The 8,978-nt window shown below is 34.2% G+C and carries 8 protein-coding genes; 4 read left to right on the plus strand and 4 right to left on the minus strand.

Translation table 11 applies throughout. The features are described 5' to 3' along the window. The 3 genes from GXZ93_02610 to GXZ93_02620 all read left to right on the plus strand — a co-directional run. Positions 1–922: ABC transporter permease (locus GXZ93_02610; protein HHT78674.1), on the plus strand; the 922-nt coding region annotated here is incomplete at its 5' end. A gap of 178 nt (positions 923–1,100) precedes the next feature. Beyond that, positions 1,101–2,648: a hypothetical protein gene (locus GXZ93_02615; protein ID HHT78675.1), complete on the plus strand. Its 1,548-nt coding sequence runs from the start codon at positions 1,101–1,103 to the stop codon at positions 2,646–2,648. Between the two features lie 15 nt (positions 2,649–2,663). Next, entirely contained in the window at positions 2,664–3,806 is a 1,143-nt protein-coding gene (locus GXZ93_02620; GenBank protein ID HHT78676.1) for a hypothetical protein, read from the plus strand. A gap of 126 nt (positions 3,807–3,932) precedes the next feature. On the opposite strand, the gene GXZ93_02625 is transcribed toward GXZ93_02620, so the two are convergent. Both GXZ93_02625 and GXZ93_02630 read right to left on the minus strand, forming a co-directional pair. Beyond that, entirely contained in the window at positions 3,933–4,718 is a 786-nt protein-coding gene (locus tag GXZ93_02625) for a hypothetical protein (GenBank protein HHT78677.1), read from the minus strand. Positions 4,719–4,728: 10 nt separating this feature from the next. After that, positions 4,729–5,397, minus strand: a complete 669-nt coding sequence (locus tag GXZ93_02630; protein HHT78678.1) for a PspA/IM30 family protein — start codon at positions 5,395–5,397, stop codon at positions 4,729–4,731. A gap of 435 nt (positions 5,398–5,832) precedes the next feature. Here GXZ93_02630 and GXZ93_02635 point away from each other — a divergent pair, with 435 nt between their 5' ends. Beyond that, positions 5,833–7,245 carry a radical SAM protein gene (locus tag GXZ93_02635; GenBank protein HHT78679.1) on the plus strand — a complete coding sequence of 471 codons (1,413 nt, stop codon included), beginning with the start codon at positions 5,833–5,835 and terminating at the stop codon, positions 7,243–7,245. A gap of 154 nt (positions 7,246–7,399) precedes the next feature. Here GXZ93_02635 and GXZ93_02640 read toward each other — a convergent pair whose 3' ends face one another. Further along, on the minus strand, positions 7,400–8,179 hold the full coding sequence (locus GXZ93_02640; protein HHT78680.1) for a leucine-rich repeat domain-containing protein: 780 nt from the start codon (positions 8,177–8,179) through the stop codon (positions 7,400–7,402). 401 nt (positions 8,180–8,580) lie between these two features. Next, the coding region (locus tag GXZ93_02645; protein HHT78681.1) for an ABC transporter permease at positions 8,581–8,978 on the minus strand (398 nt) is incomplete at its 5' end.

The following is an 8,978-nucleotide window of genomic DNA, read 5'->3' on the forward strand; positions in this document are numbered from 1 at the left end:
ATTAAACTACAAGGAAATTTTTATTGCTTTAATTATTTTTATTGCTTTATATTTTTTTGTACCAAATTTTTATAGTTATGAAAATTTCTTTTCAATAGTCACACAAATATCTATTTTAAGCTTTTTCGCTTTTGCTGTTACCTTTCCGGGTCTTATAAAAGAATTTGATCTTTCTGTTGGTGCTACAGCTGGCTTGAGTTCTACATTAATAGCAGTTCTTGTTAATAATAATATGGGATTACCTCAGGCGATTTTAATCGGTGTGGCAGTAGCTCTTGTATGTGGGCTTTTAAATGGTTTTTTAGTTATAGATATTGGAATATCAGCAATAATCGTAACTATTGGCACAGGTTTTGTTTTCAATGCTTTTGAATTAATACTTAATGGAGGAAGAAGAGTAGTTGCTCCTATGGCGATGACTGCTCTTACTACAAAATCATTCGGTCCTATTCCGATATATTTCATTTTCGGATTTTTTATGGTTCTTGTATTGTATTTTTTTTCATTGTGGACAACCATGGGCAGATCGATTTATGCTACCGGAGAGAATAAAACGGCTGCAAAATTTTCTGGTATAAAAGTAAGGATGTATGGTTATATGTGCTTTGTTGGTGCTGCTTTTCTTGCTGCGCTAGGGGGAATATTTGCAGTATCACATTCAGGCACAGCTCAGGTACAGGGGGGAGATAAATTCTTATGGGATTCTTTCATAGCATATTTTATAGGTGTTTCATTCTTCAGAGGTAAAAGGCTTTTTGTCGGAACATATGTAGGAGTAATTTTTACAGTAATTATAGGCCAGGTAATGATACTTGTTGGTGTTGAATTTTATTATGTTCAATTATTCAGAGCCATTATCCTTGTTCTGGCCATTATAATCAGTACCCCGATTTCACTGAGAAGAAGAATAAAACGGGCCTGAGTTTTGAAAGAACCAGACTTGCATATTTTTATATTTTCAGATTCTGAGACTGAATAATAATATATCATACACAGTTGTCAGTAAACTTGTATTAAAACAAGCAATTAAATATTTAAAAAATACAATAAAATCAGATTATCATATCAAATGTGGATAAAATAAAAAGTTTGGAGCAGGCATGAGCAAAGAATACCTAATAGGAATTGATATAGGATCCAGCAATACAAAAATAATGATATGCGATAAAAAATGCCGGATCATTTCCAATGAAATGGAAGAAAATGAAATAATTATTCCAAAACCAGGCTGGGTGGAATATGACCCTAATGAATGGTGGAGAAAAGTCAAACTGCTATTGAGAAAGTCATTATCCAAATCTCATATAGAATCATCAGAAATTGCTGGAATAGGCATAAGCAGTCTGGGCGGTACTGTGGTTACAGTAAATGAAAACGGTGAAACAGTATATAATGCCATACCCTGGTCAGACCAAAGAGCAGAAGAAGAACTGGAATTATTAGAAAGAAAAAAAGATATCATATTTAAAATAACAGGAAATATACCCAATATTTTAAATTCTACGTCCAAAATACTATGGTTTAAAAATAAAAAACCGGAAATATACAAAAATATTTATAAATTTTTCGAACCTACAGGATTCCTCGGCTTAAAGTTAACCGGTAATTTTACAATGGACTGGACTTTTGCTTCAGGATTTGATCTTGGTTTTGATTATAAAAAATTAAAATTCAGCGATGAGCTTGTTGAGAAGATAGGCCTGGATATAGATAAATTCCCTGACCTTCATGCCAATACCCGAAGCATTGGCGGCATAAATAGGGATGCAGCGCTGAAAACCGGGCTGGCAGAAGGAACACCTGTTTTTATAGGCGGCCATGATGTTGTTGCTGCTGCAGTGGGAGCCGGAGCCATATATCCTGGACAGGGATACTTTTCTGTCGGCAGTGCTGCCAATTTGTTGCTGATGACAGACAAAGATATTACAAGTCCCTATATGCTTTCTATTTTGCATATAGTAAATCCCAAAATCAGAATACTTGACGGTGTGCAAAGTTCGGTAGGTTTTTCCCTGAAATGGTTCAGGGACAACCTTGGAAGCATAGAAAAAGAAATATCTGAAAAAATTGGAAATCTCAGTGCTTTTGAAATTTTTGATATTCAGGCAGAGAAGGCATCTCCTGGTTCAGGAGGACTTATATATCTTCCATTTTTCTTTGGGAAATTTCATCCGGATTTTATGAAAAACACTTCCAGCTGCTTTATCGGAATAAGCCCGAAGACAAAAAGAGAGCAGATCATCCGCTCAATTATGGAGGGGACTATTTACAATATGTATGAAAATCTAGAGAGCGCTTTTTCTCTTGGAATAAAAGTTGATGAAATAATAACTAACGGAGGGCCTGCCAGAAGCAGGATATGGTGTCAGATAATGGCAGACATAGCAAATAAAAAAATAATAACTTTAAACTCACCAGAAGGTTCCCCGTTTGGGAATATAATACTTGCCGGAGTAGGCTCCGGGCTGTTTGGAAGTTTTGATGAAGCAATTGAAAATTTTGTAATCAGAGGGACAGTTTTTAATCCTGATGAAAAAAATCATAAGCTTTATATGAGATTGTTTGGCATATATAAAGAAATATCAGCTTCATTAAAAGATAATTTTACAAAATTAAAAGAATTAAAAACCAGCTTCAATCTGGTTTGACTGAAAGGAAATACAATGTTATCAAGAGAAATAGTTTTGGCAGCTTTAAATCATGAAGAAACTGAGAGAGTACCTATTGCCATTGGAGGATCGGCATCAAAATTCTATACTTCTACCACTCTTGAATTAATGAAGCATTATGGTATTCCGGAAGAGAGGATACAATATGCAGCAGCTGGTTTCAAATACATTACTTTTTCTGATGAACTGTGGGAAAAAATGGGTATTGATGTTAGATATATTTATCCAGATACACATGGCGAAAAATTACTTGAGGCTCAGAAAAATCACGGAGTTTTCATCAATAAATGGGGTAGTAAATTCACATTTAGAGATGATGACGGAGAGCATCTTAATATTGAAGAGGATGTTGTACTTCCAGATGCGACAATCGAGGATCTGGATAAATATAAATGGCCAAAACCAGGTCCTGAAATATTAAAAGGATTAAAAGAAAGAGCAGAAAAATTAAAAAATGATAACAGATATGCAATAGGAATGTACAGACCTCTTGAAGTAGGAGTATTTAATACTGCAAGATATTTTCTCAGAGGGTCAGTAAAATTTTTTGAAGATATGCTTTTAAATAAAGATTTTGCAATAGAACTATTAAAGAGGATTAGAAAAGTACAGGAAGATTATTATATTTATTTATTAAAAGAAGTTGGGGAAATGGTAGATATTGTTGACATAGAAGAAGATCTTGGTATGCAGGATAGGCCTATGATATCTCCGCAGCTTTATAGGGAATTAATTAAGCCTGAACACGAAAAACTTATTTCGACGATAAAAAAACATGCCCCTCAAGCAAAGGTTCTTTTACATTGTGATGGATCAGTTAAAGAATTAATCGCTGATTTTATTGATGCAGGGGTTGACATATTAAATCCGATACAGGTTAATGCAAAAGGAATGGAACTTAAAACTCTGAAGAAAGAGTTTGGGAAAAACATTATATTTGCTGGTGCTGTAGATGTTCAAAAACCAATGATGGGTTCCATTGAAGATGTCGAAAGATGTGTAAAGGAAACAATAGATATAATGGCTCCCGGAGGAGGATACCTGCTGGGTCCTTCTCATAATTTTAGTTCCAATATTAGTTATATAAATATTATAGCGATGGTAGAAACTGCTCGAAATTATAGGTTTAGAAAATAGTGGAGTACTAAATTTAAGTAAAATCAGATAAAAAATTATCAAACAAAGTTTATGACACTACCATTTAATTAAATATTTTCTATTGCCTGACAATTTTTTGTTAAATATATTTTATTAATAAAACAGCTATTTTATAAATATCATCATCAGTATGCCGGCAATTGCAATAAGAATACCAAGAACAAGAGCAACTTTTGCACTACTTTCATTTCCGCGAACTATGTCCGTTTTATCTTTTACTGAAACAATAAACGGTTTTTTATCAGAAGGCCTTAAAATATTTATTTTATCTCCGTTCAAAACTGCATCTCCCAGCACAAAAAGCATTTGATTTTTGGGTATGGTGTTTTCTGTCATTCTAAAGCCAAGCATTCTTCCTGATGGTGTTTTATAACTGATATTTCTGAAATAGTTATTATTGGCTACATTGCTTTGTGGTTCAAATTTATCAAAAGTTTTTAATGTGTCAATTTTCAATCCCTGCTGATTTACATCAATATAAACAATATTTTTGCTCTGAGAATCTTTAAGGATTAGAGGACTGCTGCTTTTCTGATTATTTATATGGGTTTCAATCTTTCTTAAAACCGGCTGTTTATCTTTATTTTCGGAACTTGTATCAGCCACTTCGCTTACTGCGTATAGATCCGCATCAAAATAAGATGTATCATTTCCTGAAAAAGGAGCTTTATTTATTATTTTCGAATCTGCCTGTCCGTTTAATTCGACATAATGCCTGTATCCATCAAGACCTGCGGAGGCATTGTAGGCCAGAATATCTTTCAGCTCGTCTATTGAAGTTCTTTTCATAAACTTTATGTCAATGTTTTTATTTCTTACCCTGATAGGTACAAGAATGCTCAACAAAGCTCCGCCTATCACCAATATAGATCCAATTATAAAACTCGCCATTTCCTATCTCCTATTCCTTTAAAAGCTCATCTTTTAATCTTTGAAGTTCTGCGTCTGCCGCCTTGTCTTTTTCTATTTTGGCAAAAGGATCGTTTATTTCAGCATCAAGTCCGGAAATTTCAGAAGCTGCATCCGCCTGTGCCTCTTTTTCAGCTATTTTTCTCTCCATTTTATCCATCTTGGCAAATGCACTTGTACTGTCAATACTGCCCAGCGAATCCGAAACTTCTTTTCTGGCATCAGCCACTTTATCTCTTGCAAGAAGTATTGCCTGTCTGTTTCTTGCTTCAGAAAGTTTCTGTTTGAGGGTTTCCACCTGGTTTCTCAACATGCCAAGCTGGGACGAAATATCATCACTCATCTTCTGGTATTGTTTTACATTTTCATCTGCTTTCAGCTTGTTATCAACGGCTTGTTTTGCAAGTTCTTCATTTGAATCCTTGAGAGCTGTTTTTGCTCTTTCTTCCCAAAGTGCTGACTGAGCCTTTGACTCTTCAAGCTGTTTTTGCATCTGTCTTTCGCTTGCCATTACAGTTCCAAGGCCTTGTACAGCTTTCTGGAGTTGTTCTTCCATATCGATAATTATCTGTTTGATCATTTTTTCAGGATCTTCCGCCCTGTCAATAAGATCGTTAATGTTTGCCTTTAATAGGTCTGCAAGTCTTGAAAAGATTGCCATTATGATTACCCCCTTATAAATAATGCCGTTTATTGCTTAACAAAGACTGTTAAGGATAAAACTGTTTTGCCTGTTAAAAAATATTTAAAAATAATAATAAGCCAATTTAAAATTGCTTTCAATAAATTATTTGTTTGTTGGCAACTTGTTAAAATTTTTAAAAAAATGCTGTTGCTGTTATGAGAGTGTCTGTATTCTGTATTGCTCTTGTTTAAATAATAGCCAAATCAGATAAAATTATTTATAGAAAAATATATATTCCCCATAAAACTCTTTGATTTTAATTTATAATCGTTATTTAATAATAATTTATAATCCGGGATTATCCAAATCAGGAATTATTTAATATCCGGGATTACCAAAATTAAATATATTAGTTATTATTATGATTATTTATCAGGATTATTAAGAAAACACCAGAAACAACATAAGAGAATGAATATACTTTTAGTTCGTCCGGTTACAAATAAAATGCCAATAATAATACCTAATCTTGGGCTTGCATATCTTTCAAGCCAGCTAAAGAAACATGGACATTCCGTTACCATACTTGATTGCGCAAAGCTTAATTATGGTTACAAAGATTTTAAAAATTTCCTGGACTCTGGCAATTTTGACATTGCAGGGTTTCAGCTTTTTACCTGTGATTTTTCATCAGTCCTTAAAATGGCAGGGATTGTAAAGGAGGTAAATTCAGATATTATCACTATTGCAGGCGGTCCTCACATATCCGGACTTCCTGAACATACAATGAAGGAAATCGTAAATCTGGATTATGGGTTTTATGGAGAAGCTGAAATAGGAATTGTTAAATTCTGTGAATATATTTCCGGTAAAGGCAAAGACAAGGAAAAAGAAACAACCGGAAAGTCCGATATTCCGGGCCTGATATTCAGAAAGGGAGATGAGATTCTGGTCAATGAGAGAAATGCAATTGAGAATCTTGACAGTATTGATTTTCCGGACTGGGAATCAATAGATCCGAATACATACCCTCATGCGCCTCACGGAACATTTACAAAATCGCTCCCGACAGCCCCGATAATTACTTCAAGAGGATGCCCTTATTCGTGCACATACTGTGGTGTAAAAAGCACTACAGGAAGACGCCTCAGAATGCGCAGTCCTGAAAACATTATCAGTGAAATTGAACTGCTGATTAAAAAATATGGAGTAAAAGAAGTGCATATTGAAGATGACAACTTTACATTCAACAGGGAAAGGGTAGTTGAATTCTGCAATCTTCTTCTGGATAAAAATATAAAGATTAACTGGGCATGTCCCAATGGTGTAAGGCTTGATACTTTGGATGAAGAGCTTCTGAAGTTAATGGAAAAGTCCGGATGTTATTCTTTTGCTGTGGGTATTGAATCCGGTTCACCCGGGATTTTAAAAGATATGCGCCGACAGGTAACTGTAGAAAAAATGAGAGAAAAAATAATGCTGATAGCAAATACCACAAAAATTAAGATGACCGGTTTTCTGATGGCAGGTTATCCCACAGAGACAATTGAAGACATTGAGAAAACTATTAAATTTGTAAACTCTCTTCCTTTAAACAGAGCACAGTACAGCAATTTTTTACCACTTCCGGGAACAAAAATATTTGATGATCTGATGGAAAAAGGTGAGATAGATTTGAAATCTCTTTCCTGGGATAACTTTCAGGATAATGCAATAACATATTCTCCCCCGGGAATTTCGCTGAAGCAGCTGCATAAAATTTTAAAAAGTGCATTTTACAGATTTTATTTTCGTCCAAGAATAATTATCAATCTTCTAAAAGAGATACATTCTTTTAATCAGTTTAAATTTGTGCTGGCAAGATTTATAGATATTTTTAAATAATATTATCAGCCGAATTAGCAACGGTAAAAGATTTTTATAATTAAAAAAGCACCAAACAGTTTCAACCCGGGAGGTGCTTTTTACTTATATGAATGATTTATAGATTTTTTATTAATTATTAATTATTAATACAGGATTTTTTTCATGACCTTATTTACTCCAGCTCAAAATCCTTTTCTTCAAGATTTGGATAAATATCCTTGAGAGGAGAAAGATCCCTGATAGGGCATTTATCCAATTTAAGGACTTTTAATTCCGTCAGATTAGCTATTGGTGAAACATCGCTTACTTTTGTTTCAACAAATGTAAGTCTCTGCAAACCTTTCATTTCCGAAAGAACGCTTAAATCTTCAAATGGCGAGTAGTCTATATGAAGGCCGAAAAGATTAAAATTTTTAAGAACACTGTAATCTTTTGCCTGGCAATTGAATAATGACAGAAATCCAAGTCCCTTCATATCAGCCAGAGGGCTAATATCTCCAATATTATTACCGCCAAGACACAGTCCTTTCATTTTAGTCAGTTTGGCAAGCGGACTTATGTCAGTTATTGCATGAAACTGAAGTTCCAGCTCTTCAAGATTTGTAAAATATTTTAACACGCTTATATCTTTAATCATCATTTCTTCGGGCGACTGCCATTCTATATCGCCATCAATTTTTTTTACTGTTTCTGCTTCACCAACTGTTATGTCGCCTTCTGGCTTTTCCATGGCAGCTCGTATTTTCTCTTCCAGAACAGGATCATTAAAAACAATAACCTCGGATTTAGGATCTGGTATTTCTGTTGTTTCAGTCAATTCTGTTGTAACCTGTTCTGCAATGGTAGTCTGAGTTTCAGCATCCTGTGAAGCTGAAGAAGTGCATGACACAGCTCCAAATACCGAACCAAGCATAAGAGTCAAAGAAACAATTACACAGTAAATCTTTTTCATCTGCTTACTTTCTCCTTACATTTTTTAATTTCTTTTGTTTGATAAATGTTGTAATAAAAAAATCCAAGGAACACTTTAGACAAAAAATTATACTCTTCAAAAAACAATTTTTAAATAAGAAACTGATAAATTTTTCAGGTTACTTGAAATTTATTTTTAATAATAGAAAAGTATTACAAACCATACTAATATTTAATAAGAAAACATCTTAAAACCTGGGTTACTCAATGGGAAGAAAAGACATAGAAATAAAATATAAAAGATGATTTGAAATCATATTTTTTAAGTTTGTGAGGGATTTAATCAGGTAAAATATTTTGAGCTTAAGCCAATATTATTTCCTCTAAAATCTCCCGGCTGCATTGAAAGGAGCTGATTTTGTTAATGAATTTGGCGCCAAATTATATGTCCCCAAGCTTCCAGCAGTAGAATGTATACAGGAGAATTCCTGCAATGAAAAATAACAGCGATATTGCGATAGTCAGTATGATATTTAAGACGGACAGGGGATTATAGCCTATATCTCCTATAAGGTAAGTGATAATTATAGAATTCGTGGAAGACATCGGCCATATCCGGGCAAACTTCTGAAGTACAGGTGGCAGCATTGCATACTGGAAAAAGATCCCTGAAATTGCTGATGTTACAACTGCAATTCCTACACCTGTCATTATGGAACCCTGAACACTCTTTATAAGAGAACCAATAATCAGCCCTATACCTGCAGATGCAATAGTTCCAAGCATTAAAAATCCCAATGATTTTAAAAGTCCCGTTAAACTAATATTAAATCTGGCGC

Source organism: Actinomycetota bacterium, assembly GCA_012837825.1.
GTDB lineage: Bacteria > Actinomycetota > Humimicrobiia > Humimicrobiales > Humimicrobiaceae > Humimicrobium.

What these genes read in the sequence shown, in the direction of transcription:
- GXZ93_02630 (HHT78678.1), bottom strand. Translation starts at nt 5,397, where the DNA reads ATGGCAATCTTTTCAAGACTTGCAGACCTATTAAAGGCAAACATTAAC.
- GXZ93_02615 (HHT78675.1), top strand. Translation starts at nt 1,101, where the DNA reads ATGAGCAAAGAATACCTAATAGGAATTGATATAGGATCCAGCAATACA.
- GXZ93_02625 (HHT78677.1), bottom strand. Translation starts at nt 4,718, where the DNA reads ATGGCGAGTTTTATAATTGGATCTATATTGGTGATAGGCGGAGCTTTG.
- GXZ93_02635 (HHT78679.1), top strand. Translation starts at nt 5,833, where the DNA reads ATGAATATACTTTTAGTTCGTCCGGTTACAAATAAAATGCCAATAATA.
- GXZ93_02640 (HHT78680.1), bottom strand. Translation starts at nt 8,179, where the DNA reads ATGAAAAAGATTTACTGTGTAATTGTTTCTTTGACTCTTATGCTTGGT.
- GXZ93_02620 (HHT78676.1), top strand. Translation starts at nt 2,664, where the DNA reads ATGTTATCAAGAGAAATAGTTTTGGCAGCTTTAAATCATGAAGAAACT.